General features: G+C 33.6%; 24 protein-coding genes. 11 read left to right on the plus strand and 13 right to left on the minus strand.

Translation table 11 applies throughout. The annotated features are described in order from the left end of the window. Positions 1-161: 161 nt before the first annotated feature. Positions 162-1,403 carry an ABC transporter permease gene (locus tag HM984_RS07980; protein ID WP_115809384.1) on the plus strand — a complete coding sequence of 414 codons (1,242 nt, stop codon included), beginning with the start codon at positions 162-164 and terminating at the stop codon, positions 1,401-1,403. Positions 1,404-1,619: 216 nt separating this feature from the next. Here HM984_RS07980 and HM984_RS07985 read toward each other — a convergent pair whose 3' ends face one another. From HM984_RS07985 to rpsF, 5 genes are all read right to left on the minus strand, one after another. Continuing rightward, positions 1,620-2,093 (minus strand): DUF6495 family protein, encoded by a 474-nt coding sequence (locus tag HM984_RS07985; protein ID WP_115809382.1) that lies wholly within the window; start codon positions 2,091-2,093, stop codon positions 1,620-1,622. A 103-nt stretch (positions 2,094-2,196) separates the two neighbouring features. After that, complete coding sequence (locus HM984_RS07990) at positions 2,197-3,066, minus strand: glycerophosphodiester phosphodiesterase family protein (RefSeq protein WP_179348789.1); 870 nt, start codon at positions 3,064-3,066, stop codon at positions 2,197-2,199. 112 nt (positions 3,067-3,178) lie between these two features. Continuing rightward, positions 3,179-3,640, minus strand: a complete 462-nt coding sequence (rplI, locus tag HM984_RS07995) for a 50S ribosomal protein L9 (RefSeq protein WP_115809378.1) — start codon at positions 3,638-3,640, stop codon at positions 3,179-3,181. Between the two features lie 14 nt (positions 3,641-3,654). Then, entirely contained in the window at positions 3,655-3,954 is a 300-nt protein-coding gene (rpsR, locus tag HM984_RS08000; RefSeq protein ID WP_172837628.1) for a 30S ribosomal protein S18, read from the minus strand. After that, on the minus strand, positions 3,954-4,304 hold the full coding sequence (gene rpsF / locus HM984_RS08005) for a 30S ribosomal protein S6 (RefSeq protein ID WP_092467019.1): 351 nt from the start codon (positions 4,302-4,304) through the stop codon (positions 3,954-3,956). Before rpsF ends, rpsR begins: the two co-directional genes overlap by 1 nt. Before the next feature lie 200 nt (positions 4,305-4,504). On the opposite strand from rpsF, the gene HM984_RS08010 reads away from it, so the two are divergent. After that, on the plus strand, positions 4,505-5,200 hold the full coding sequence (locus HM984_RS08010) for a LytR/AlgR family response regulator transcription factor (RefSeq protein WP_020894444.1): 696 nt from the start codon (positions 4,505-4,507) through the stop codon (positions 5,198-5,200). Positions 5,201-5,406: 206 nt separating this feature from the next. Here HM984_RS08010 and priA read toward each other — a convergent pair whose 3' ends face one another. From priA to nadC, 4 genes are all read right to left on the minus strand, one after another. After that, positions 5,407-7,860: a replication restart helicase PriA gene (gene priA, locus HM984_RS08015; RefSeq protein WP_179348790.1), complete on the minus strand. Its 2,454-nt coding sequence runs from the start codon at positions 7,858-7,860 to the stop codon at positions 5,407-5,409. Then, positions 7,860-8,285 (minus strand): DUF2147 domain-containing protein, encoded by a 426-nt coding sequence (locus HM984_RS08020; RefSeq protein ID WP_115809374.1) that lies wholly within the window; start codon positions 8,283-8,285, stop codon positions 7,860-7,862. The genes priA and HM984_RS08020 overlap by 1 nt, the downstream gene beginning before the upstream one ends. A gap of 116 nt (positions 8,286-8,401) precedes the next feature. Then, positions 8,402-9,391, minus strand: coding sequence for a YihY/virulence factor BrkB family protein (locus tag HM984_RS08025; protein ID WP_179348791.1), 990 nt, complete (start codon positions 9,389-9,391; stop codon positions 8,402-8,404). Between the two features lie 80 nt (positions 9,392-9,471). Continuing rightward, positions 9,472-10,329 (minus strand): carboxylating nicotinate-nucleotide diphosphorylase, encoded by an 858-nt coding sequence (gene nadC, locus HM984_RS08030; RefSeq protein WP_115809370.1) that lies wholly within the window; start codon positions 10,327-10,329, stop codon positions 9,472-9,474. A gap of 118 nt (positions 10,330-10,447) precedes the next feature. On the opposite strand from nadC, the gene rlmH reads away from it, so the two are divergent. Beyond that, positions 10,448-10,921: a 23S rRNA (pseudouridine(1915)-N(3))-methyltransferase RlmH gene (rlmH, locus tag HM984_RS08035; RefSeq protein ID WP_179348792.1), complete on the plus strand. Its 474-nt coding sequence runs from the start codon at positions 10,448-10,450 to the stop codon at positions 10,919-10,921. Positions 10,922-11,085: 164 nt separating this feature from the next. Here the strand turns inward: rlmH and hpf are convergent, their stop codons facing one another. Together hpf and HM984_RS08045 are read right to left on the minus strand one after the other, a co-directional pair. Beyond that, a complete protein-coding gene (gene hpf, locus HM984_RS08040) occupies positions 11,086-11,385 on the minus strand; it encodes a ribosome hibernation-promoting factor, HPF/YfiA family (protein WP_179348793.1) in 300 nt (99 codons plus the stop codon). Positions 11,386-11,542: 157 nt separating this feature from the next. Beyond that, a complete protein-coding gene (locus HM984_RS08045) occupies positions 11,543-12,505 on the minus strand; it encodes a DUF4421 family protein (RefSeq protein ID WP_257018468.1) in 963 nt (320 codons plus the stop codon). Positions 12,506-12,597: 92 nt separating this feature from the next. On the opposite strand from HM984_RS08045, the gene HM984_RS08050 reads away from it, so the two are divergent. The 4 genes from HM984_RS08050 (at position 12,598) to HM984_RS08065 (ending at position 17,244) form a co-directional block, all read left to right on the plus strand. Beyond that, a complete protein-coding gene (locus HM984_RS08050) occupies positions 12,598-13,167 on the plus strand; it encodes a non-canonical purine NTP diphosphatase (protein ID WP_179348794.1) in 570 nt (189 codons plus the stop codon). A 140-nt stretch (positions 13,168-13,307) separates the two neighbouring features. Then, positions 13,308-14,051, plus strand: a complete 744-nt coding sequence (locus HM984_RS08055; RefSeq protein WP_179348795.1) for a YoaK family protein — start codon at positions 13,308-13,310, stop codon at positions 14,049-14,051. A gap of 297 nt (positions 14,052-14,348) precedes the next feature. Next, entirely contained in the window at positions 14,349-16,247 is a 1,899-nt protein-coding gene (locus HM984_RS08060; RefSeq protein WP_115809358.1) for a DEAD/DEAH box helicase, read from the plus strand. A gap of 193 nt (positions 16,248-16,440) precedes the next feature. Continuing rightward, entirely contained in the window at positions 16,441-17,244 is an 804-nt protein-coding gene (locus tag HM984_RS08065; RefSeq protein WP_115809356.1) for a carboxypeptidase-like regulatory domain-containing protein, read from the plus strand. 10 nt (positions 17,245-17,254) lie between these two features. Here HM984_RS08065 and HM984_RS08070 read toward each other — a convergent pair whose 3' ends face one another. Together HM984_RS08070 and HM984_RS08075 are read right to left on the minus strand one after the other, a co-directional pair. After that, on the minus strand, positions 17,255-17,617 hold the full coding sequence (locus tag HM984_RS08070; protein WP_179348797.1) for a VOC family protein: 363 nt from the start codon (positions 17,615-17,617) through the stop codon (positions 17,255-17,257). Positions 17,618-17,651: 34 nt separating this feature from the next. Further along, on the minus strand, positions 17,652-18,308 hold the full coding sequence (locus HM984_RS08075; RefSeq protein ID WP_115809352.1) for a TrmH family RNA methyltransferase: 657 nt from the start codon (positions 18,306-18,308) through the stop codon (positions 17,652-17,654). Positions 18,309-18,401: 93 nt separating this feature from the next. On the opposite strand from HM984_RS08075, the gene HM984_RS08080 reads away from it, so the two are divergent. The 4 genes from HM984_RS08080 to HM984_RS08095 all read left to right on the plus strand — a co-directional run bounded on the left by HM984_RS08080 (position 18,402) and on the right by HM984_RS08095 (position 24,876). Continuing rightward, positions 18,402-19,091: an SIR2 family NAD-dependent protein deacylase gene (locus tag HM984_RS08080; protein ID WP_179348798.1), complete on the plus strand. Its 690-nt coding sequence runs from the start codon at positions 18,402-18,404 to the stop codon at positions 19,089-19,091. Between the two features lie 32 nt (positions 19,092-19,123). Continuing rightward, a complete protein-coding gene (locus HM984_RS08085; protein ID WP_179348799.1) occupies positions 19,124-19,858 on the plus strand; it encodes an SDR family oxidoreductase in 735 nt (244 codons plus the stop codon). Between the two features lie 250 nt (positions 19,859-20,108). Next, entirely contained in the window at positions 20,109-20,423 is a 315-nt protein-coding gene (locus tag HM984_RS08090) for a DUF6660 family protein (protein WP_179348800.1), read from the plus strand. A gap of 124 nt (positions 20,424-20,547) precedes the next feature. After that, entirely contained in the window at positions 20,548-24,876 is a 4,329-nt protein-coding gene (locus HM984_RS08095) for a CusA/CzcA family heavy metal efflux RND transporter (RefSeq protein ID WP_179348801.1), read from the plus strand. Positions 24,877-24,878: the final 2 nt, after the last annotated feature.

Below are 24,878 nucleotides of genomic sequence, written 5' to 3' on the forward strand. Positions count from 1 at the left end.
CGCTCAATGTGACAGTAGTTTGAATTTTAAAATCCGACTCCGATGTCACAAAAATATTATAATTTTTAGAGGTCTTACTAAGATAATTCATTTTTATAGTAACTTTATGCTGTTTAAGTCGTCTTATCGATTAAACAACCCAACTAACGCGCCAAAAAACTATGTTTTCATTAGCTAAAGAGAATATAAGAATTGCTTTCGATTCTATAAAAAGTCAACTGCTCCGAACCATTCTTACGGTTTTAATTATTGCAATTGGTATTATGGCTTTGGTGGGGATTTTAAGTGGAGTATCTGCCTTAGAGAATACTATTGCCAGTAATTTCTCTTCTATGGGTTCTAATACCTTTAATTTTCAACGTTATGAATTTACGGCACAGCGCCAAAGCAGTAGAGAACGTCAAAAGATAAATCCTGTAATTGATTATCGTGATGTTAAAGATTTTGAAGATAATTACAACTTTCCCTTCACAAAAGTGGCCGTATCATTCTATGGAACTTCTGCTGCTGAAGTAAAATACGAGAACAAAAAAACAGATCCGGAAGTCGCTGTATTGGGGGCCAATGAATTTTATCTCGAAAACTCTGGTTTAGAGGTTGAAAATGGTCGTTCACTAAATGTATTTGATATTCAAAACAGTAATGCTGTTTGTGTTATTGGTAGCGATTTGCAAAAATCTTTATTTCCTGTTGAAAACCCTGTTGGAAAAACTATAAGTATTAGAGGATCTAAATTTAAAGTGGTTGGTGTCCTAAAAGAAAAAGGAGCCACGTTTGGTAATAATCAAGATTTACGAGTATTTATGCCGCTTCAGAAAGCGCGTTCTATTTTTACGAATCCCAATATTAATTACAGTCTAAGTGTTAAAGTTGATAAGTCTGAGATGCTTGAAGCTGCGCAAGATGATGCCATATTAACATTTCGAAATATTAGAGGTCTTAACCCTATTGAAAAAAATGATTTTGGTATTGAACGCAGTGAAGATTTATTGAATCAGGTGGCACAAAATACAGCGGCACTGTATGTTGCTGCTTGGATTATTAGTATTATCACCATTTTTGGATCTACTATTGCACTTATGAATATAATGTTAGTTTCGGTAAGTGAGCGCACACGTGAAATTGGGGTTCGAAAAGCACTGGGTGCGAAAAGCAAAACAATCGCCTTTCAGTTTTTTATGGAAACTATAATTATCGGTCAGCTTGGTGGTCTGTTAGGAACTATTCTTGGAATCTTAATTGGTTTAGCCGTCGCTAATGGTTTTGATCTTGAATTCTCAACACCTTGGGTGGCGATGATTTGGGCAACGAGTATTGCCTTTATAGTGGCTGTTATTTCGGGCTTATACCCTGCAACGAAAGCAGCTAAATTAGACCCTATTGAGTCTTTACGTTATGAGTAACACATTCCTGCGAAGACAGAAATCTCAAATAACATCAGTAACTTAAATTCTATTTACAACTAAGTATCAGTTAGAGTGACATTGCTCTTTCCGCAATTTTATATCGAGAAGCTTTTTAAAGTCGAATTATCTAAACAAAGCTTCTCGATACAATTTGCTCGCTCCTCATAAATCACTCGAAGTGGCTAAACGAGTGTCGTTTTTTTTCTAAGGAATCTAACCTTTAACTAATTTAGAAAAATAATTGAATAATTCTCCTTTTGTAATACTCGCACCAGATTGAATCATTTTGAATATATCTAAATACTTATCTTCTGAATAGTCTTTTTTTGCATTAAAAAACTCAACAGAATCTGATAGTAAATTATCTCTCAACCAATTAAACCCTTCTTTTGTTGTAAAATCTACATGTTCATTTTCAATTCTTAAAGCAATTAAACGCATGCTTTTTTCATTACATTCAAAAAGATGAATTTGGTTTGGCGAAATATGTTCTAGATATTTTACTTTTGTTAAAACCCCAAGCCAAACTAAATCGCTAAACACATCTAATTCTTGTTCTGCAGCTTCTGGTTTATTCTTTTTAATATCTTCCCACTCATCACCTGTAATAGATTGTGTTGCTAAAAAGTTGATGAATTCTTGGTGTAATTCTTCAAATTGTTCTTTGGTTAATCTTGAATATTTCATGTGTTTAAATAATTACTGTTTTTATAATCAAGTACTGTGAGCTATTTCTCAATTTAGAAGTTGATAACTTAACGTTTCATCTTCAGTAAATTCTTTTAAAAAATTAATTTATAGCTTTAGAAGCTTCAAAAGGTCTATCGGTTGCTATAATATCGACTCCTTTTTCTTTCCATTGACGATATAATTCATCGCCTTTCGCTGCTGCACTTTTATCTAAGTTTCCTAACGTACCTAACATGCAAACAATGTTATTATCGTGTAATCTTTTAAAAAAGGCATCTTCTGACAAACGTGTTCCGGTAAAAGCTAACATGTTTTCCGTTGGTATTTTTGCGTCTAATAAACGTTCAAATTCATCATTATTTCTAGCTGAAACAGATAGTAATAATTGTGGCGCTAATTGATATGCGGAGACCGCTTGTTCTACATCGTAGGTTATAATAATACTATGATCTTCTGCTTTAGCGGTTTTAATAGCGTTTATAACGACTTTTTGACTCACCGTTTTTTTAATGTCTACAGTAAGAATGACATTCTGTTTTACACACCAGTCTAATACGTCTGAAAACAAAGGAATCTTAAACGTGGTTTCATTACCATAATCATCGACTAAATTAAATTGCTTCAATTCATCGTATGTTAATTCATCAACGTTTCCACTTCCTGTGGTGGTTCTATCAATCGTTTTATCGTGAAGTAAAACCAAATGCCCATCTTTAGTTTGTGCGACATCAACTTCATAAACGGCCACAATACTATCGTTAACATATTTTAGAGTCTCTAAACCGTTTTCAGGATAGTTTACAAGCCCTTTACCCCCGCGATGCACACTAATATTTGGATAACCAGAATTAGAAGCTTTAAAAAGCGCTATAAGCTTAGAAGGTTGTACCTCTGAACTTTTAGTCGATTCTGTAGATTGTTTGCAACTAATTAAAGTGCAAAAGGCAAAAATTAATAGAAAGTATTTCATGTTTAAACCGTTTAAAAAACTGCTTGATTAAAGAACTGATCGTTTTCTGAAAAAAAACTATAAAAAAACCGCTTAGTAAACTAAACGGTTTTTTAAAATTGTAATAAAGAGATTATGCGTCAGCAATAACTTCGAAAGTTAAATCTACAGTTACTGATCTGTGTAATCTAATTGCAGCTTCGTACTGACCTAAACGCTTAATGTTACCACCATTGATAGAAATAAATTTCTTATCAACATCGTGACCAGCATTTTTAAATGCAGCAGCTAAATCCATAGTGGTTATAGAACCAAATAATTTATCTCCAGCAGTTGCACCAGTTCCAGCTTTAGCTGTAATTTTAATATCTAAACCTTTAATAGCATCAGCAGTTTTTTCCGCTTCAGCAATAATAGTTTTTTCTTTGTAAGCTCTTTGCTTTAAAGTTTCTGCTAATACTTTCTTAGCAGAAGAAGTCGCCATTACAGCTTGTCCTTGAGGAATTAAAAAGTTTCTACCATAACCGTTCTTAACAGATACAATATCGTCTTTAAATCCTAAATTTTCAACGTCTTGTTTTAATATAAGTTCCATCGTGTTATGATATTTTATTTTAATAAATCAGCAACATATGGCATAAGCGCTAAATGTCTAGCTCTTTTTACTGCCACAGATACTTTTCTTTGATACTTTAAAGACGTTCCTGTTAAACGTCTTGGTAATAATTTACCTTGCTCGTTTACAAAACCTAGTAACCAATCTGCATCTTTATAATCTACATACTTGATTCCAGACTTCTTGAAACGACAATATTTCTTTGTCTTAGACGTCTCAATATTTAACGGAGTTAAATATCTAATTTCGCCGTCTTTTTTTCCTTTTGCTTGTTGTTCTATTGATGACATAATTACGCTTTTGCTTTTGCTTTAACTTTCAGTTTTTCTCTTCTTCTCTCAGCCCATGAAATAGCATGTTTGTCTAATTTCACAGTTAAGTAACGCATAAAACGCTCATCACGTCTAAATTCCACCTCTAAAGGCTCAATTGCTTCTCCAGCAACAGTGTACTCAAATAAATGGTAAAAACCACTTTTTTTGTTTTGAATTGGGTAGGCTAATTTTTTTAGTCCCCAATCTTCTTTTGATACCATCTTAGCTCCTTTAGAAACGAGGAAATCCTCATATTTCTTTACTGTCTCCTTTATCTGGTCTTCAGATAAAACGGGATTTAAGATGAAAACAGTTTCATAATGATTCATAATAAATAATTTTGTTTATTGTTAAAACGGCTGCAAAAATACATATAATTTCTATATTTGACAACGTTTTTGACTGTAAAATTTAAAAGGATTTTACGGCATATAAATAGTGTTAAATACTACGGTTTGTCGGCATTATTTGTTTTTTAACCGAATTTATCGTACTATTGTCGATATCTTAACCTAAAATTAATAATGTTATGACTTTAAACTGTGTAGTTGTTGATGATTCTGCGATTCAGCGCCTCTCTATAGTAAAGTTAATCGAGAATCATTCTTCGCTTAACCTTATTGCAGAGTACAGCAGTGCGTTAGAAACAAAAAACGGTCTTAATACCCATAAAGTTGATCTTATCTTCTTAGATATAGAGATGCCGGTATTGAACGGTTTTGAGTTGCTAGATGTGCTCAACAACAAACCCCAAATTATTTTTGTTACCGGAAAAACCGAGTATGCTTTTAAAGCATTTAATTACGATGCCACCGATTATCTTCAGAAACCAATCACAAAAGAACGTTTTAATGTTGCCGTAGAAAAAGCTATTGAGCAACACAAATTAAAATTAGACTTTAATGAAACTGATGGCGAGCATATCTTCGTAAAAAGTAATCTTAAAAAACGTAAAGTTTATATTAAGGATATTAAATGGATTGAAGCCCTTGGTGATTACGTTAAAGTAGTAACAGAAGAAAACAGCTTAGTTGTTTTATCGACAATGAAAGCGTTTGAAAGCGAATTGCCCGAAGGTAAATTTTTAAGAATTCATAAATCTTATATTGTGAATCTCGATAAAATTGACCGATTTAACAGTAAAAATGTTGAAGTCGGTGCGTATGAGATTCCATTGAGTCGAAATAAAAAGACCCAATTAGTAGATGCTTTAAATAATATGTAGAACATTACATTAACATTAAAAGCGTTACATTATAATTTTAAAAAATCCTGAGCACTTGCTTAGGATTTTTTTTATTTAAAAATTTATGGTTAACAAATTACTGGATTTTAACAACCCTAAAGCCCTCCTCAAAGGAACAATATTGCCTGAGAGCCATCAAAATCATTATAAAATTGATTACTTACTAGTTCTAAATCTGCTAGGTATTAGTAATTATCAACATTAATAACCACTCTCACAGGCCTAAAATCCTTTACTGCATTAAAACTGTTATCTATTTTCCTTATCGCCTCTTTTGTTTTTGCTAAGGATTGTTTTTGTGGAATTTTCACCAAGATATTTTTATGATATAAATTTCGAATTCTTGATACTGGCGGAAATTCTGGACCTAAAACATTAGCTTTAAATAATTGTTTTAATGATTTTGCGTACCAATCTGCTGCCATATTCACACGATTATAATCTTTATGTTTGAAGGTGATTTTAATCAACCTATAAATGGGTGGATATTTAAAATTATAACGTTCATTCATTTGCTCAGCATACATTTCTTTATAAGCATTTGTAGACACTTGTTGCAAAATATTATGATGCGGATTGTAGGTTTGAATTAAAACTTTTCCACGCAAATCTGTTCGTCCTGCTCTACCAGATACCTGAGCCATTAATTGATAACTGCGTTCATGGGCTCTAAAATCTGGGAAGTTAAGTAAGTTATCAGCATTCATGATACCAACTAATTTTACAAATCTAAAATCGAGACCTTTGGTTAACATTTGTGTCCCAACTAAAATATCAACCTCTCGCTGCTCAAAACTATTTATGATTTTCTCAAAACCGTATTTTCCTCGTGTCGTATCTAAATCCATACGTGCCACTTTCTTATCCGGAAATAAAACTTTGACCTCTTGTTCTATTTGCTCTGTACCAAAACCTTTAGTATCTAAAGTCGCATTACCACAACCCTGACAACTTTTTAGCATGACTGAGTTATACCCACAATAATGACAGCGCAATTGATCGCGATATTGGTGATACGTTAAACTCACATCACAATTAGGACATTGAGGCGATGTCCCGCAACTAGTACATTCTATGATCGGAGAAAAACCACGTCTATTTTGAAACAGTATAATCTGAAAACCTTCTTCTAGCGTTTCAGTCATTTCTTGGATCATCCTATCACTAAAATGCCCTTTCATGCGTTTACGCTTGTACTTATCGGCTAAATCTACCAGTTCGATATCTGGCATTAACACATTGTTATAACGTGTGTTTAATTCTACTAAACCATATTTTCCCTGACTCGCATTAAAATAACTTTCTAAACTTGGCGTCGCAGATCCTAAGAGTGTTTTTGCTTTAAATATGTTTGCTAATACGATTGCTGCATCTCTTGCGTGATAGCGAGGCGCAGGATCGAATTGTTTATAAGATGACTCATGTTCTTCATCTACAATGATCAGCCCTAAATTACGAAATGGCAATAGCAATGAGGAACGCGCACCAATAACAACTTGGGCTTTTTCAGAATTAGCTAACATATTTTGCCAAACCTCTACCCTTTCATTTCCTGAATATCTAGAATGAAAAACAGCAACTTTATCTCCAAAATAATCTTGAAGTCTATTTACCAACTGCGTTGTTAACGCAATCTCAGGTAATAAATACAGTACTTGTTTTCCTAAGTCTAATTGATCTTGAATGAGTTGTACATAAATTTCAGTTTTACCTGAAGACGTCACACCATGTAATAAGGCAACTGATTTTTCTTTAAAGATAGCCTCAACTTCATTATAAGCATTCTGTTGCGCTTCACTCAACCGTTTGGCTTCCGAATCTCCATCTCCATCAAACTGAACACGGTCGACTTGAATGTGATATTCCTCTAATACATTTTTATCAATTAAGGTTTTAACTATCGAATTAGATGCACCGCTGCGCTCTGTTAAATCTGACACTTTAATAGGTTGCTTCAGCGATGCTTCCATGGTGAATAATGTCAGTACCACTTCGCGCTGCTTTGGAGCACGACTCAATTCTTCGAGTAATAATTGTAATTTTTCTTGTGATTTATGATTGTGATGCAACTTTACATAACGTACTAATTTCGGCGTGTACTTTTCGTACATTTCTTCCTGCAAATTCAAAACACCTTTTTCTACTAAGCTATTGATAATAGGCAGTACACGCTTTTTATCTAATATAGAAACGACATCATTTATCTTTAATGAGGATTGATGCTGTAAGGCTTCATAAATCAAATATTCTTCGTCTTTTAAATCAGACGCTTCAATAGTCACTTTCTCATTTCTAGAAATGACTGTCTCACTTTCTAATAAAAATGCATTTGGCATAGCAGCTCGCATCACCTCGCCTAAACTACACATGTAATAACTAGAGATCCATTCCCAATGCTTTAATTGCGTTTCTGTTATAACAGGCGCATCATCCATAATCTGATGAATGGTTTTGGCATCGTAAGCTGTTGGTGGATTTTGGTGAATACTATACACTAATGCTGTGTAAATCTTACTTTTACCAAAAGGTACAGAAACACGCATTCCTGGTGATAAAAACTCAGATTCTGCTTCTGTAATATGATAGGTAAACGCTTTTTGAAGCGGAATTGGCAATATGACGTCTATAAAATGTAGCATTATTTTACGCGTTTCCAATATTGCGTTCTGTAGAAAAAGGCCAGATAACCTCTTACCTGAAGGGTATCTGGATCATCCTCAAGCTTAAGACGACACCTGTAAGTGGTACCATTTTCAGGATTGAGTATGGTGCCTCCGTCATAAACCTTTCCGTTTTTGGTTAAACCTTCTATAAAAACCAACCCAACAATTGGTTGATCTTTGTGAGCACCGCTACAGTCATTACAAGTTCTAGATTCAACATCTGGATTAGTTACAGCTATGATTTTACCATATATTTTACCGTCTTCTTCATAAATTTCAACTATAGATTTCGCGTCACCTGTATTATCATCTATGGTTTTCCACTTCCCTAAAATATTCTGAGCTGGCAAATTAAAAAACACGGTGAACAAAATAAAAAATGCTAGAGTGTTTTTAATCATAGTTATTGTTTTAGAGGTTTGTACTTCAAATGTAATTGGTTTAATTTAAAAAACCATCGCGATTAGAGATGGTTTTAAAAAAACGTGCAAAATTCCGTAAGATGTAAAGATGCATTTTACTTAATTAACTCCTCAACATCTTTTTGTTTAATTTCTTTTCTAGCTCTTGGATTCTTCCTTAAAAACTGAAGCGATGCATTGAGCTCATAACCCAAAAGTATAATGTTAGAATTGAGCCACAAATAAAGTAGTAAAATCAATAAGGCTCCAATAGAACCATAAAGCTCATTGTATTGCGAAAAATTTTCAATATAAATACCAAACAGAAAGGAGGTTAGCATAATAAGCAAGGTTGTTAATAACGCACCAACCGAAAAGAATTTAGACTCCTTCCCTTCTTTAGTTCCAAAATAATATAAGGTTGCTGTGGCTAAATAAACCATAATTACAAAGAACAAGTACTTTCCAAAGATAATCCATCCTAACCCCTGGTCATCTTCTGAAAATGCATGACCGCTAAAGCCTTCATATAAAGGTTGAATTATATAAATCTGAAAATACCCAAATACAGCTACAGTAAGTAATAGAAGAAAAACAAGAATTAAAGCCACACCGAGCGCAAACATATATTGCTTAAAAACATTACGATATAGTTGTTTGTGATAAGACGTTTCAAAACCCGAAAACACAGCATTAACACCATTAGCCATTAAGAACATAGACAATAAAAACACCGAAGATATCAAGCCACCACTGGTATTGCTACTCATATCTTTAAAAATACTATCGATTAAGAATTCTGATGTCTGAGGTGGTAAAATTGAATTTAAAAAATCTAAGAAATCAGCTCTAAAACCATCAATAGGTATATACGGAATCACAATAATAACAAACAGTAAAAACGGAAAAATAGCGGTAAAGAAACTAAACGCAATGGCACTTGCTCTTGTAGTTAGAGCACCATTTACAATTCCCATAATGTATAGCTCTAGTAAATCGTACACCGATAAACCTTCAAATCCTGGTAACTTAATTTGCTTAAAAAAACGCACAAGTATGTTTATAACCGGAATTTTATTTAATTTATCTTCTATAGGTTTAGTCATTGTTTAGCTTTTAGCTCTTGGCTGTTAGCCTTTAGCTCACCTTTATTATCTCCAATTAATTGTACTATCTACAAACTAAACTATACTGCTTTTAAGCTTAAATCTTTATTATGTACCGAATGTGTTAAAGCACCAGACGAAATAAAATCGACACCACATTCCGCATATTTTCTAAGTGTATGTTCGTTAATGCCTCCTGAAGACTCCGTTAAGCATTGGTCACCAATAAGCTTTACGGCTTTACGCGTATCTTCATAATTAAAATTATCGATAAGAATTCTGTAAACCCCTCCACAGTCTAAAATTTCTTTGATTTCTTCGAGATTTCTGGCTTCAACAATAATTTTCAAATCGCGATTGGTATCTTTTAAATACTGTTTTGTTAAATTAATAGCTTTTGAAACTCCACCAGCAAAATCAATATGATTATCTTTTAGCATTATCATATCGTATAAGGCAAATCTGTGATTCTCTCCACCTCCAATTTTTACAGCCCATTTTTCTAAAGCTCTAATACCTGGAGTGGTTTTTCGTGTGTCCAAAATTTTTGTTCCTGTACCTTCTAATAAATCTACAAATTCTCTCGTTTTAGTGGCAATTGCACTCATACGTTGCATAGCATTTAGGACTAAACGTTCTGCTTTAAGAATAGATTGCGAAGCTCCTTCAACATAAAAGACGATATCGCCATGCTTCACTTTTTGACCATCTTCTATTAAGGTTTCAACTTTCATATTAGCATCCACATAAGCGAACACCAATTTTGCAAACTCTACACCGGCGATGATACCTTTATCTTTTACCAATAATTTTGCTTTTCCTTGAGCCGAAGCAGGAATACACGCCAAAGAACTATGGTCCCCATCACCGACATCTTCTCTAATGGCATTAGAAATTATTAATTCTATTTCTTTATCGAACTGTGCTTTTGAAATCATCTGAATACATATTTAGTGTAAAAATAGGAAATTGATTAACGATATCCGATTTTAGAATTATGAATTACAAATTGGAAAAAAATCTAAAATCCTAAATTGTAAATCGTAAATTTGAATTATGAATATAAAACTCATTGCGATAGGCAAAACCGACAATAAGAACCTCATTGCATTAATCGCAGATTACTCTAAACGCCTTAGTTTTTATATTAAGTTTGAATTTGATGTAATTCCGGATTTAAAAAAGGTAAAAAACTTATCTGAAGCCCAGCAAAAAGAAAAGGAAGGAGAGCTTATTTTAGCTAAAACACAAACTTCTGATGTGCTTATTCTACTCGATGAAAACGGAAAACAAATGGATTCTGAAGCCTTTTCTGGTTATTTACAAAAACACATGAATTCTGGTATTAAAACTTTAATCTTCGTAATTGGAGGTCCTTATGGTTTTTCGGATGCGGTTTACAATAGAGCCAATGGAAAATTAGGATTATCAAAAATGACATTTTCACATCAAATGGTACGTTTGTTTTTTATAGAACAACTGTACCGAGGGTTTACAATTCTTAGAAATGAACCTTATCACCATAAATAAGTATTCAGGCACATTGTGCAGTTTCAAAGCTTACTTTTACTTTAAAAAACAAAAAAAATCTCAGATTTATAATTAACCTGAGATTTATACTATTCTACTTTCAGTTCTAACGAATCACCATAATTTAGTGTATAAAAACTGTGCCTCCAACTGAAAGCTTATGACTAATGTGTTTTATAAACTTCTTTTCGTTTTTTTAGTTGTCTTGTTAAATCGTTAATCGTTTCATTCATAGCCATTTCATAATTCTTCTCGTTAGACGTTGCAAAAATACGTGGTCCTGGTAAGCTTAATTCAATGTTACAAATTTTACCTGCATCATGATCGTTATCATCATGCTTAAAATATACTTGAGCCGAAATAAGAAATTCGAACTTATTAGCTAATTTTTCTAATTTTTCTGTTGTTAGGTCTGAAAGTGTGTCACTTACATCAATGTCTACATATTGAAAATTTACCGTCATAATCTATCTTGTTTTAATGAGTTATTCTTTTCACTAAGATACAAGATTTAGTCAGTCTAATCACTGATAAATATCATAATTAATTGATAAAATTATAAATTCATTTAATAAAGAAGGCCTTTTCACAAGGTTGATGAAATTCCATTAATCAATAGAATCACTTACTCTTTTTATTAAACTTATAACCAATGGCTAATTTTGCTTTTGTAAGATTTAGAAGATAGTTATTACCATAATCCAAATCGGTACTATACAGACTATTATTATAGCTTACACTGACATAAAACTGTTTTAAATTATAATTTAAACCAATGAGAAAATCTAACTTATAGAGCATTGGATTACTTGGTTTGTAGCCTCCATCTTGTAAGGTCACTTTTTTATTTACCAAACCTATTCCTGGCATAACGTTAACCGTTGCTGTGATATTTTCTGGCAGTTGAAAATAAGAGATGATGCCGGCTAAAACACCGAAAGACAAGCCTTGGTATCTTTTAATATCGCCTTCCTCATTAAAATAAGGACTCGTGGTTTCAGATAATATACTAGGCTTTGCAGAAAAATAATCAAAACTACCGAAGACGCCCACACCTCCTGTTATGAATATATTATCGGAATTCTTATTAGACAAGCCCGCCTTTAATTGGGAATATGAAAACTCTATATTGTCTAAAGTGTACATATAATTCAGCCCAACACTTACAGATCTAATATCGTCTCTAAATACGGTAGGTTCATCAAAGTTATTTTTAGCATTAAACCCCCTATACACTTGCGTAAAAATTTTCACATAATTTTTATCCTTTAAGATGGTTGTGGCTTGTAAATCGAATCTAGAAGTCTTTTCTTTATTTGGGTTTTTAATGTTAATAGCAATGTCTAGTATAATTTTTTTAGTAGCAAAACCAAGTCCTAAACCATATCTATTATTAGGCACAAATTTAGCTTTAGAATCATCATCGGAAATACTGAACTTATTCACCTTAAAATTAGAAAATATACGCAGAGAATAATTTTCAATATCTCTATCGACCAATAGCGAATCTAAATCATCCAAATCTTGAGCACTAAGACTTAAGCAACTAAAACAAAAAACGAAAAGCATAATAGGTTTCAGCATTCTTATTAGATTAAAATGTTTGTTTTGATAAATGATACTAAAATAGATTGCTATTTTTACAAAAGCAAAATTAAACTAAATAAGCTCAAAATATGCAACTTGTTTTCGCAACTAATAACTTAAATAAACTAAAAGAAGTACAATCGATGTTACCAGAACATATTAAACTTTTAAGTTTAAAAGATATTGCTTGTAATGAAGATATTCCTGAAACCCAACCTACCATTGAAGGTAATGCGATACAAAAAGCAGAATACTTAAAAAAGCATTATGGTTACGATTGCTTTGCTGATGATACAGGCTTAGAAGTCGACGCTTTAAACGGAGAACCAGGCGTGTACTCTGCACGATACGCTGGTCCACAACGGAATGCTGAAGATAACACCAACAAATTGCTGACAGAACTTAAAAGTAAACCCAACAGAAATGCCCAATTTAAAACCGTAATTGCATTACACCTTAATGGAAAACTTCACACTTTTACAGGCATATGCAAAGGCAGTATTACAACAGAAAAACATGGTGAAGGTGGTTTTGGCTACGACCCGATTTTTAAAGCTGATGGTTTAGATAAAACGTTTGCTGAAATTACTTTAGAACAAAAAAACAAGATAGGCCACAGAGGCTTAGCTGTAAAGCAACTCGTAGAATTTTTAAAATAACTATTCTATTGACGTTACAGTTTTTAAACACCTAACTTCGCTTACGCAAACTGAACTCGTTTTTATAATTTGATAGCAGTCATTACTTCTGACTAACATCAGTGTGATCACTTTTTTGAACCCCACTAAATGAAGCTGTAATGTTTAGACATCAAGGAAAAAGTAGAACTTTACAACACAATCTTCGAATTGCGATTATTTTATCTTTTGTTGCTGGAATTGTTAATGTTTCAGGATTTTTAGCTTTTAAGCAATTAACGACAAATGTAACTGGTCATTTTGCACTCTTTATTGATGACGTAGCTAATTTTGAGTTTTGGAAAGGCACGATATATTTTCTTTATATTTTTTCGTTTTTATTTGGGTCGTTTTCATCTAGTTTTTTAATTGAAAAATACAGGAAAAACAAACGTCTCAATGTATTTGCGCTACCAACACTCATCGAATGTCTAATTTTAATAACCATCGGGATTGTGAGCAATTTTGTAGAAATGCAATACCCTGATTTAATTATTTGTACACTACTTTTTGCGATGGGTCTTCAAAACTCATTTGTCACTAAAATTTCGAATGCAGTAGTAAGAACGACGCACCTTACAGGTCTTTTTACTGATTTGGGCATCGATATTTCTCAGTTGTTTTTCACTAAGTACAACCCACAAAAAGAGAAATTAAAATCAAATATAAAACTGCGTATTTACATCATTTTATTCTTCTTTGCAGGTGGATTGGTAGGAGGTTTCTTTTATTCTAAAGTCAATTTAAGACTAAACACGTTAATTATTGGAGCCATCATTTTATTAGTAAGTTTATTCTATGATGATTTGAGATATAAACTCATAAAAACAAGACGGAAATTTCATCAAAAAAGAATGGCCCTTTGATTGAAAGAAATAGCTTAAAATTCATCAAATTCAAGAAAATTTATCCTCATATAATCGAATTTAAAGGCATCAAATTTGTGCGTGACACCACTGTTTTTAATACATAAGAGCAATAAACACCGCAACAATTGATTATTCAATTAATTGTTGTACCTTTGCACCTTGCAAAAAACCTATTATAGGCTTTTGTAAATTCCTCAGAGTGAGGATGTGTTACCTAGAAGTTTAAGTGTTTAGTATGTCGATTCGCTTCTTTTGTAACACCAACAGAACATAATCGAATACATATACTCAAGAATGAGCACATTCAAAGAATTAGGTCTTAATGAAGACCTTCTTAAAGCTATTACGGACTTAGGTTTTGAAAAACCAAGTGAAGTACAATCAAAAGCAATCCCACTTTTATTAGAAGAAGACAAAGACTTAGTTGCTTTGGCACAAACTGGTACAGGGAAAACTGCAGCATTCGGATTTCCGATGTTGCAAAAAATAGATATTGATAGCAGAACCACTCAAGGACTTATCTTATCTCCAACTCGTGAACTTTGTTTACAAATTACTAACGAACTTAAACTTTACGGTAAATACTGTAAGGGCTTAAATGTAGTAGCCATTTATGGTGGATCAAGCATTTCAGACCAAGCAAGAGAAGTAAAACGTGGTGCACAAATTATTGTTGCAACTCCTGGACGTATGAAAGATATGATTAGCCGTAGAATGGTAGACATTTCTAAAATACAGTACAGCGTTTTAGATGAAGCTGATGAGATGTTAAACATGGGTTTCAAAGAAGATATTACTGATATTCTTTCGCATACACCAGAAGATAAAAATACATGGTTATTCTCTGCAACAATGCCAAAAGAAGTGGCTACGATTGCAAAGAAATTCATGGACAATCCAACAGAAATTACTGTTGGTAATAAAAATGAAAGTACAAGTAACGTAACGCACGAATACTATTTAGTAAATGCAAGAGACCGTTACCAAGCTTTAAAACGTTTGGCAGATGCTAATCCAGATATATTTTCTGTGATTTTCTGTAGAACAAAGCGTGATACTCAAAAAGTAGCCGAAAACTTAATTGAAGATGGTTATTCTGCGGGAGCATTACATGGAGATTTAAGTCAGAACCAACGAGATTTGGTGATGAAATCTTTCCGTAATAACCAAATACAAATGTTAGTTGCTACAGATGTTGCAGCTCGTGGTATCGATGTGGATGATATTACACACGTTATTAACTACCAATTACCAGATGAACCTGAAATTTACACACACAGATCTGGTAGAACAGGACGTGCTGGTAAAACTGGTATCTCAATGGTTATTGTTTCTAAAAGTGAAGTTAGAAAGATAAAGAGCATAGAGCGTATCATTAAGAAGCAGTTTGAGAAGAAAGAAATTCCTTCTGGAGGTGATATCGTTGAAGTGCAGTTAATGTCTTTAGCTAATAAAATACACACTACTGAAACGAATCATGAAATTGATAAGCATTTAGAAAGCATCAACGAATTATTCGCAGATACAGATAAAGAGGAGTTAATCAAAAAATTCTTCTCTGTAGAATTTAACCGTTTCTTCAATTATTATCAAAAATCGAAAGGTTTAGGTGTGGTAGAATCTCGTGGAAGCGATAGAGATGATGGTGGACGCGATTACAGTAAGCAATCTAACGATTCTCGTTATTTCATTAACGTAGGAAGTAAAGATGGTTTTGATTGGATGAAATTGAAAGATTTCTTAAAAGAACAATTAGAATTAGGACGTGATGATGTCTTTAAAGTAGATGTTAAAGAAAGTTTTTCATTCTTTAATACAGAAAAAGGATTACAAGAAAAAGTACTTGCTTTTTTCACAGATTTCAAACACGACGGACGTTTTGTTAACGTAGAAGTGAGTGAAGATAAAGGTGGAAGAAGTCGCGGTGGCGGAGGAAGAAGTCGCGGTGGAAACGAAAGACGCTCTGGTGGCGGTGGTGGAAGTCGCAGACGCGATGATAAACCAAGAGGCGAAAGACGCTCTGGCGGTAGACGCTCTGACGATAGTGGATCTGGAAACCGAGGTGACAGACGAACTAGTGATAGAAGTGACAGAGGAGATAGAAAGTTCAACGACTCTAGAGGAGATAGACGTTCTTCTGAATCTAGTACCTCTGGATCAGAAAGACCAAGACGTTCTAGACGACGCGATTAAGCTTTTGAAACTATAGAAAATTTCAAAAAATATAAATAGTAAAATCCAAAACATGAAAAACAATTTTCAGGTTTTGGATTTTTTTTTGAAGACCAAAAAAGAATGCCTAATGCTTAAAAAAGTTAATTTTAAGTCAAATCTACCCCCGCAAACTGTTAAATCCGTTTTCTTTATTACCTTTACCTCGTAACACATGTGCATGCGATATCTACTTATTTTAATTTTTTGCGTAAGTACGGTCAGTGGTTTTAGCCAAGACAGTACAGCAACCCAAACACCTACTAAAGTTAAAGGAACAATAGTTAGTGCTTCGACGAGCTTAGCTTTAACTGAAGCCAATATTGTAAACATTAATCAAGTTATAGGAACGGCAACAGACGATGATGGTGTGTTTGAAATAAAAGCTAAAGTTAACGATACGCTACATTTATCTTATTTAGGTTATAAATCTATTAAAGTTAGAGTAACTAATGACTGGTTAAAATTTGGGAATACCAAAATAGAAATGACCGAACTTGCTTTAGCATTAGAAGAAGTAACAGTAAAACAACTAGAGCTCACAGGATATTTAAAAGTTGATATGAATCAGGTTCCTGTGACGTCTAATAACCGTTACCGTATTTCTGGTTTACCTGGCCAAGGTTATGAAGCTGGCAAACCAAACATTGCCACTAAAGTACTTGGTGCCATATTTAATCCTGCAGATTTCTTGTATAATATGTTTGGCCGAAAGCCTAACGAAATGCACAGATTAAAGAAAATGAAAGAAGATGACGAGATTAGAAATCAGTTATCTAAGCGTTTTGATAGGGAAATGTTATTAGTGCTTTTACAAGTCACAAAATTCGATTTAGACGAAATAGTTAACCAATGTAACTACTCTAAAGATTTCATTAACACCGCAAATGACCTTCAAATATTGGATGCTATCAGCGAATGTTACGAAGAATATAAAGTGATTAAAAGAAGTAAAGAGCGAAAAAATAAAAAAAATTAAAACTTAACTTCTAAGCATCTGAGTGTAAAGCCACTCTATTACCTTCCGTATCTATAAACATTCCCATAAAACCATTTTCATCAGAAATTTTGGTTTTTTCCAGGCCTATTTTTCCACCTGCTGCTTCCACTCTATCGAGTTCTATTTGCACATCTTTAGATATAAAATAAATCAATGTACCTTCCTTACTCGGTATATAAGAATTTTGCTTAATCAGTGTTCCGGTTGCTCCATACCCTCCATTATTATCAGGAAACCAACCCATTTTTAAACCGTTAAATTCTACATCTTTTATTTCAACTTTAAAAACCGTTTCATAAAACGCTTTAGCACGATTCATATCGTTTACGGGAATCTCAAACCAACCTACCATAATATGTGTTTTTAGTTCCTTAAAATTACAACATTTATCCTTTTAAGTTATAACGCTCCACAATCGCATCATAATCTTTTAAAGTTTTATTAATCCAATCAAACCGTTTTTCAATAATCTCTTCTTCAGTTAATTGCCATTCTATTGATGATTTTCGTAATTGTGCTGTGACATGTTGAAGGATAATGGCAGCAGAAACTGAAATATTTAAACTTTCAGTAAAACCAACCATTGGTATTTTTAAAAAGCAATCTGCATTATCAATAACCTGTTGTGATAAGCCTTCAGTTTCTCTACCAAAGAAAAAACATGATTTCTTAGTGATATCAAAATCTATTAACTCACAATCCTCAACATGAGGGGTTGTAGCGACTATTTGATAATCTTTAGCTTTTAAATCGGTAATACAATCTGTAATAGAACTATAGCGATTCAAATCCACCCACTTCTGGGCTCCCATAGCAATTTCTCTATCAATACTTTTAGAATTCACCTCTTCTACAATATTCAATTCTTGTATCCCAAATACATCACAAGAACGCATCACTGCACTCGTATTATGTAACTGATAAACATCTTCAGTGGCCACCGTAAAATGTTTAGTACGTTTTGGTAAAACACTATTAAACCGCTCAATACGGCTTTCAGTGAGGAATGTTTCTAAGTATTCTAGAAGTTTCAGGTCTTGCATAGCCCAAAAATAGTAATTTTATAATATGAAACGCGTATGTTAAAAGCGCAAAAATTGAAGTAAAACATTAAAATCAACCTTAAATTTAACCTCATGAAACATATAGTTGTACTAACAGGAGCTGGCATGAGTGCCGAAAGTGGCATAAAAACATTTAGAGATGCAGATGGACTTTGGGAAGGACACGATGTTATGGAAGTCGCTACACCAGAAGGTTTTAAACGCAATCCTGAATTAGTCTTAAATTTCTATAACGCACGGAGAAAACAATTAAACGAAGTTGAACCTAACCAAGCACATAAAGATCTCGCACGCTTAGAAAACAATTATAAAGTCAGTATTATTACCCAAAACGTAGATGACTTACATGAGCGTGCAGGTAGTAGTAACGTTATTCATTTACATGGTGAACTGCGTAAAATACGAAGCACTAAAAATGAAAATGACATTAAAGTATGGACCGAAGACATTCATTTAGGCGATACATGTGAAAAAGGACATCAACTCCGACCGCATATTGTATGGTTTGGCGAAGCTGTTCCTATGATTGACAAAGCCGTAGAAATTTGCCAGCAAGCCGATATTTTAGTGATTATTGGGACGAGTATGCAAGTATATCCTGCTGCAGGATTACTAGATTTCGCACCTACCCAAACACCAATTTATTATATTGATCCAAAACCTGCTATGGATAAAAATGGTAAAGTCCATATTATTGCTGAATCCGCAACAGAAGGTGTTAAAACCTTATTACACCTTTTAGAAAATGCCACACAAAACTAATGATCAAACCCTAAAATTAATTAAATACGCATATGAAATTAGAAAATAAAGTAATTATAGTAACAGGTTCTTCAAGAGGAATTGGAAAAGAAATCGCCATTCAATTAGCTAAAAATGGTGCTAAAGTTGTAGTCAATCATTCTAATAGCACGACTGAAGCGGAAGACACCGTATTAAAAATCACTAATGATGGCGGAACTGCATTCGCCGTAAAAGCAGATGTGAGCAATAGAGATGATGTTACACAATTATTTGACAAAACCATTGCGGAATACGGCAGAGTCGATGTTTTAATAAATAATGCAGGTGTTATGATTTCAAAAGAAATAAAAGATAATACTCAAGATGATTTTTCTAAACAATTTGATATTAACGTTAAAGGTATTTTTAACACCTTACAAGAAGCACATTCTAAACTTGCTGACAACGGCAACATCATTAACGTGTCATCGAGTACTGTGAAATTAATGTTTCCTACTTACGCATTATATTCAGCATCAAAAGCAGCTGTTGAACAAATGACACGTGTGTTTTCTAAAGAGATTGGGCGTGGTATTTCTGTAAATGCCCTTGCACCAGGAGCTACAGAAACCGAATTATTTATGAATGGTAAATCTCAAGAATTTATCGATAAGCTGAGTAGCATGAATGCCTTTAACAGATTAGCAAAACCAATAGACATCGCAAGAGTGGCTGTATTTTTAGCAAGTGATGACTCTAAATGGATTTCTGGTCAGGTTATTGGTGCCAACGGAGCTTTAGTATAAAATACCCGTTGAATTAGAATCTAAAAATAACAACTGAATTCATACACAATAAACAAAGCCATGATAGTATTATAATTCATGGCTTTTACTATAAACGTAAATTTCAGAAATCACTAAAAGACAATTCTTTGTATTACACTTCAATTCTGAATGCTTAGTTATTAAGATTACAGTTCTCCTTTGTTATCTCTTTAACTCCATTATCCTTTTTGCAATACTAGTGCATCAATAAATTCATATATTTGTCGCAATGAAAAATTTAGCATTTATATTGTCATTTTATATTTTCGCGCTTAATCTAGCTCCATGTGCTGATTTTGTGTTGCCTGATAATGATGTTACAACCGAAATTTCTCAAGTCATTCAAGACGATCACCAGCACCAAGACGCGTCTGATTCATGTTCGCCATTTTGTATTTGCCAATGTTGTCATATCAATGCTACACATTTCAAATTAGTCAGCATAAAGATTGACAATTCTTATATTTCAACGCAAGACTTTTTCTATTTAAATGGAACGGAAAAAGACTTCTCTACTTCAATTTTACAACCACCAAGGGCATAATTCAGTTTTTTATAGGATAACTATATCCTAACAGGGACCGCTAAGGTTCTTCTCATTTTGAATAATTCTAAGTGTTTACATCAGAATTATATCGAGACGTTTAACTGAATTAATACCATTTTTTATGATTAATAAAATCATTGATTTTTCAATCAATAACAAATTCATTATTGGCTTGTTTACACTCGTCATTATTGGTGCAGGTCTTTGGAGTATGACCCAAGTACCTATAGATGCTGTACCAGATATTACCAATAACCAAGTTCAGGTTATTACCCAAGCCCCTAATTTAGGAACAGAAGAAATTGAACAATTTGTAACTTATCCTGTAGAGTTAGCCTTAAGCAACTTACCCGATGTTACCGAAATTCGTTCTGTTTCTAGATTTGGCTTATCTGTAGTTACTATTGTTTTTGACGATGCAGTAGGCACGTATTTACCACGTCAACTAGTCTCCGAAAAATTACCAGAAATTGCAGAACAAATCCCTGAAGGCTTTGGTACACCGACTATGGGTCCTATCTCAACAGGATTAGGCGAAATTTATCAATATACATTAGAAGTAGAAGACGCTTATAGGTCAAAATATGATCCTACAGAATTACGTACGATTCAAGATTGGATTGTTAAACGACAAATGGCTATGGTTCCAGGTGTTATTGAAGTTAATGCCTTTGGAGGAAAAATAAAGCAATATGAAGTTGCTGTAAAACCAGACAATTTAAGAGCTATTGGTATTACAATTTCTGATGTTTTTGAAGCACTAGAAAACAATAACCAAAATACAGGTGGAGCTTATATTGAAAAAAATCATCAAGCCAATTTTATTCGTGGAGAGGGTTTGGCTAGAACCGTTTCTGATATAGAAAACATCGTCGTTAAGACTGTTAATAACCTTCCTATTATAATTAAAGATATCGCTGAAGTACAGATTGGTAGTGCAGTGCGATACGGAGCATTAACAAAAGACGGAAAAGGAGAAGCTGTAGGAGGAATGATTTTGATGCTAAAAGGCGCCAGCTCCAATGAAGTTATAGAAAACGTTAAAGAACGTATTGTTCAAATTCAAAAATCATTACCAGAAGGCGTTACCATAAAACCTTTTTTAGATAGAAGCGACCTTATTGCAAAAACAACAGGTACCGTAAAAGGTAACTTATTAGAAGGTGGTTTAATTGTCATTTTTGTGTTGGTCTTATTATTAGGAAACTGGAGAGGCGGATTAATTGTGGCTTCAACCATTCCGTTATCCCTTTTGTTTGCATTTATATTGATGAATGCTTTTGGAGTATGGGCAAACTTAATGAGTTTAGGTGCCATTGATTTTGGAATCATCGTAGATGGTGCAGTAATCATTGTTGAAAGCACCGTTTTTCTGATATACTCACAAATAAAGAAGAAAAAATTAACGCCAGAAGAACGTGATAGTATTGCATCAAGTTCATCAAAAAAGATGATGAATGCCGCCTTTTTTGGTCAATTAATTATCTTAATCGTATTTATCCCAATCCTTGCTTTAGAAGGTGTTGAAGGAAAGATGTTTCAGCCAATGGCATTAACATTTATTTTCGCAATGATTGGCGCCATGATTCTGTGTTTGACTTATGTACCTATGATATCGGCGTTGTTTTTAAGAGCACCAAAATCTGATAAAGTTTCTTATGGAGACCGTTTTGTTCACTGGATAGAACGTAAATACGAGCCGTTATTAACAAGAGCAATTCGTAACGGAAAAACAATTGTTGTTATTGCTGTTGGCTTATTTGCTGTAGCTGTTTTTATGTTTACCAGAATGGGTGGTGAATTTATTCCAGATTTAGATGAAGGTGATATTGCATTTCACGCTATTTTAAAACCAGGAAGTTCACTAACCGAAACCATTGAGACCACCACAAAAATTGAGCAAATTGTTAAAGTTGAATTTCCAGAGGTTTTAAATATAGTCAGTAGAATTGGTGTTGCAGATGTACCAACAGATCCAATGCCCATGGACATTGCTGATGTTTTTGTTATTCTAAAACCAAGTAGCGAATGGACTTCAGCGTCATCAAAAGGAGAATTGGTAGATAAAATGAAAGCAGCCGTAAGTATCGTTCCTGGTGTAAATTTCGAGTTTACCCAACCTATCGAAATGCGATTTAATGAGTTACTTACTGGTGTCCGTGAAGATGTCGCTATCAAATTATTTGGAGATGATTTAGACATACTCGCAGCAAAAGCAGATGACATAGGAAAACTAATTGCTAATGTAGAAGGTGTTGGTGATATGAAAGTGGAAGCCACTACAGGACAACCTCAAATTTCAATTCATTATAAGAGAAATAAACTAGCGCAATACGGCTTAAATGTAAAAACATTAAATACGATTGTTGAAGCGTCTTTTGCAGGAGGACAAGCTGGTGTTATTTTTGAAGGGGAACGACGTTTTGATTTAGTGGTAAGACTAGACAAATCAAATCGTACTGATATTTCAGATCTTCAGAATTTGTTTATAAATCTTCCTTCTGGAACACAAATACCATTAAGCGAGGTTGCTGACGTTAGTTTTCAACCAGGACCGATGCAAATTAGTAGAGACAATACAAATAGAAGAACCTATGTTGGTATCAACATTAGAGATCGTGATGTAAAATCTGTGGTGTTAGATATTCAAGATATCTTAGACGAAAAATTAGAGTTACCAGCAGGGTATTACATTCGTTATGGTGGTGCATTTGAAAATTTAGAACGGGCCAGTAATAAATTAAAAACAGTTGTGCCTTTAGCATTGCTGCTCATTTTTATATTGATATTCTTTGCATTAAAATCCTTACCACAAACCTTAATGATTTACATCGCTATTCCAATGGCAACCATTGGTGGTGTTTTTGCTTTATGGTTACGAGATATGCCTTTTAGCATTTCAGCAGGTGTAGGTTTTATTGTACTATTTGGTGTAGCTGTGCTTAATGGACTGGTTATGATTAGTGGCTTAAACGAATTAAAAGAAGAAGGCGTCACCAATCTTAAAGACCGAATTATAGAAGGTACAAAACGACGTATTAGACCTATTATGTTAACCGCTTTTACAGATGTATTAGGTTTTTTACCAATGGCAATTTCTTCTGGATCAGGAGCAGAAGTACAACGCCCATTAGCTACTGTTGTTATTGGAGGTTTACTAACAGCAACCTTACTTACACTGTTTGTTTTACCAATATTATACCATTGGGTTGAAAACAAATCATTCACCTTTAAAGGAAATAAAAAAGTAATTATGGCTACTGCAATGCTAGCACTTATGCTTGCCATACCTGCAACTATAAATGCACAAGAAGCAAACAGTGAATTGCCTCAAATTACTATAGATGAAGCTGTAAAACTCTCAAAAGAGAACTACCCGAATTTAAAAGTAATGCAGTTAGAAATCAGTAAACAAAAGCAACTAAAAAGTACTGCTTTTGATTTGGGAACGACACAGATTTTTACAGGTGGTGAGGAAATTAATAACGGTGCTGGTATTTATACAACCATTGGTGCTGGTCAGACTAATATTGATTTGTTTGGTATTGCTCCTAAACAAGAATTACAAAATCAACGCATTCAATTAGTCGAAAAAGCATTTCAACTTTCTGAATTAGAATTAGAACGAGAAGTTAAACAAGCTTGGGCAAATGCTCTTAGAAGCAAGAGAAACTATTTGTTATATAAAGAATTAGATGTTATTTATACAAAATTTGAAGACGCAGTGACTTTAAATTACGAGGTAGAAGCCATTTCAAAATTAGAGTATTCAGCAGCTAAAACGCAAGCTTTACAAATGCATAATAAACTAGTACAAGCTATGAGTCAATACAATGTAGCCTTGCAGCAATTAAATTTATGGTTGGTTTCTGATGATTTTTATACGGTTCCTGACTCAATTGAAGTCGATGGCTTAGAAATTGAAAATTTCAATGCAGAAATGCATCCATTGTATGGTATCTCTCAATTACAAGTTGCAGAAGCAGAAGCGAATTATAAGGCTGCAAAGGCAGATAACCTTCCTAAGTTTAATTTACAAGGTGGTTTACAAAAAGTGAATGGAAACTCAGGTTATGTTACATATCAAGCAGGTGTTTCAATACCATTTTTATCTGGTACAAATAAAGCACGTATAAAAACGGCTCGGATAGATAAAGAAATCGCTCTTGTAAATAGCGACTTTAAGAAAAAGCAAGTCGTATCAAAATACACACAAAGTCAAGAAAATTATCAAAAATGGAAAACAACATGGCTTTTTTATAAAGACGAAGTTCTTCCTCTTGTTAAAGATCAAAAGGCAGGTGCTTTATTTGCTTATAAAGAAGGTGAAATAGACTATTCTGCCTTTACGCAACTCATTAAGGACGCTATTCAATTGGAAGTAGAAGCTGAAACCGCCTTAACCAATTACTTAGAAAGCACTTTTCAATTACAATATTATAAAAACTAATA

This window comes from Winogradskyella pacifica, assembly GCF_013403915.1.
Lineage (GTDB): Bacteria > Bacteroidota > Bacteroidia > Flavobacteriales > Flavobacteriaceae > Winogradskyella > Winogradskyella pacifica.

Excerpts from the sequence above, each read along its gene's own strand:
- HM984_RS07985 (WP_115809382.1), bottom strand. The coding sequence starts at position 2,093 with ATGAAATATTCAAGATTAACCAAAGAACAATTTGAAGAATTACACCAA.
- hpf (WP_179348793.1), bottom strand. The coding sequence starts at position 11,385 with ATGACGGTAAATTTTCAATATGTAGACATTGATGTAAGTGACACACTT.
- HM984_RS08050 (WP_179348794.1), top strand. The coding sequence starts at position 12,598 with ATGCAACTTGTTTTCGCAACTAATAACTTAAATAAACTAAAAGAAGTA.
- HM984_RS08055 (WP_179348795.1), top strand. The coding sequence starts at position 13,308 with ATGTTTAGACATCAAGGAAAAAGTAGAACTTTACAACACAATCTTCGA.
- HM984_RS07980 (WP_115809384.1), top strand. The coding sequence starts at position 162 with ATGTTTTCATTAGCTAAAGAGAATATAAGAATTGCTTTCGATTCTATA.
- HM984_RS08075 (WP_115809352.1), bottom strand. The coding sequence starts at position 18,308 with ATGCAAGACCTGAAACTTCTAGAATACTTAGAAACATTCCTCACTGAA.
- HM984_RS08085 (WP_179348799.1), top strand. The coding sequence starts at position 19,124 with ATGAAATTAGAAAATAAAGTAATTATAGTAACAGGTTCTTCAAGAGGA.
- HM984_RS08045 (WP_257018468.1), bottom strand. The coding sequence starts at position 12,505 with ATGCTGAAACCTATTATGCTTTTCGTTTTTTGTTTTAGTTGCTTAAGT.
- HM984_RS08070 (WP_179348797.1), bottom strand. The coding sequence starts at position 17,617 with ATGGTAGGTTGGTTTGAGATTCCCGTAAACGATATGAATCGTGCTAAA.
- HM984_RS08025 (WP_179348791.1), bottom strand. The coding sequence starts at position 9,391 with ATGACTAAACCTATAGAAGATAAATTAAATAAAATTCCGGTTATAAAC.
- nadC (WP_115809370.1), bottom strand. The coding sequence starts at position 10,329 with ATGATTTCAAAAGCACAGTTCGATAAAGAAATAGAATTAATAATTTCT.
- HM984_RS08010 (WP_020894444.1), top strand. The coding sequence starts at position 4,505 with ATGACTTTAAACTGTGTAGTTGTTGATGATTCTGCGATTCAGCGCCTC.
- HM984_RS08080 (WP_179348798.1), top strand. The coding sequence starts at position 18,402 with ATGAAACATATAGTTGTACTAACAGGAGCTGGCATGAGTGCCGAAAGT.
- HM984_RS08090 (WP_179348800.1), top strand. The coding sequence starts at position 20,109 with ATGAAAAATTTAGCATTTATATTGTCATTTTATATTTTCGCGCTTAAT.
- HM984_RS08020 (WP_115809374.1), bottom strand. The coding sequence starts at position 8,285 with ATGATTAAAAACACTCTAGCATTTTTTATTTTGTTCACCGTGTTTTTT.
- HM984_RS08060 (WP_115809358.1), top strand. The coding sequence starts at position 14,349 with ATGAGCACATTCAAAGAATTAGGTCTTAATGAAGACCTTCTTAAAGCT.
- rpsF (WP_092467019.1), bottom strand. The coding sequence starts at position 4,304 with ATGAATCATTATGAAACTGTTTTCATCTTAAATCCCGTTTTATCTGAA.
- rlmH (WP_179348792.1), top strand. The coding sequence starts at position 10,448 with ATGAATATAAAACTCATTGCGATAGGCAAAACCGACAATAAGAACCTC.
- HM984_RS08095 (WP_179348801.1), top strand. The coding sequence starts at position 20,548 with ATGATTAATAAAATCATTGATTTTTCAATCAATAACAAATTCATTATT.
- priA (WP_179348790.1), bottom strand. The coding sequence starts at position 7,860 with ATGCTACATTTTATAGACGTCATATTGCCAATTCCGCTTCAAAAAGCG.
- HM984_RS08065 (WP_115809356.1), top strand. The coding sequence starts at position 16,441 with ATGTGCATGCGATATCTACTTATTTTAATTTTTTGCGTAAGTACGGTC.
- rplI (WP_115809378.1), bottom strand. The coding sequence starts at position 3,640 with ATGGAACTTATATTAAAACAAGACGTTGAAAATTTAGGATTTAAAGAC.
- HM984_RS07990 (WP_179348789.1), bottom strand. The coding sequence starts at position 3,066 with ATGAAATACTTTCTATTAATTTTTGCCTTTTGCACTTTAATTAGTTGC.